Annotated in this window: 1 protein-coding gene; it reads right to left on the bottom strand. The window is 62.1% G+C overall.

Annotated elements, in window-relative coordinates:
* On the bottom strand, nt 1-326 hold a 326-nt coding region (locus tag AACH06_RS30245), incomplete at its 3' end, for a GNAT family N-acetyltransferase (RefSeq protein ID WP_423222105.1).
* Nucleotides 327-615 lie beyond the last annotated feature (289 nt).

Genomic DNA, 615 nt, shown 5'->3' with positions numbered 1-615 from the left:
GCGTAGGCCAGCGCCTGCTTGACGGCTGCCCTCGCGTAGCCACGGCCCCAATGCTCGGGCAAGAAGAGATAGGAAACCTCAAGGTCTTCGAGATCGTGGTGCCGGTCCAGGAGAACGACGCCAAGAAAGACTGGGCTGCCTGGAGCTGAGCGAACGGCCCAGGACTGCGCCGAGTGGGAGATCAGCTCGGCGGCCCGCTGCTCGGCCAACTGAGGAGATAGGGGGCCACCCAAGAAAGCACGGACGATGGTCTCGGAGAACAGACGAGTGAACGACGGCGCATCGCTGGCTCGAAGCGACTCGAGTTGGCACGGAAGCGAGACCATGCAACCTAACGTTCGACGTAAGGGGCGGCCCGCTTGCGGGACGTCCCCTTGACGGAGGGGTTAGACCTCAAGCGTGCCATAGCAAGCGGTGCTCTGCCCCGACATGTATTTCAAGCCCCGTGGCCAGACGGCGCAGAGGCTGACACAGCAGAGTGCTTGCATGACAAGTGCTACGACGCTAGCCGGAAGAGAAGAAGGGCTTCAGCTGCCTCGGCAAAACGCTGAAAGCTTGCCTTGGCAGAGATTGCCCACAGAGTACCACCGGAGCTGGCCAGGCAGATCAACTTGG

Source organism: Ideonella lacteola (genome assembly GCF_038066555.1).
Taxonomy (GTDB): domain Bacteria; phylum Pseudomonadota; class Gammaproteobacteria; order Burkholderiales; family Burkholderiaceae_C; genus Ideonella; species Ideonella lacteola.
Note: the sequence above shows the minus strand (reverse complement) of the source record. Positions and strands in the feature narration are given on the sequence as shown.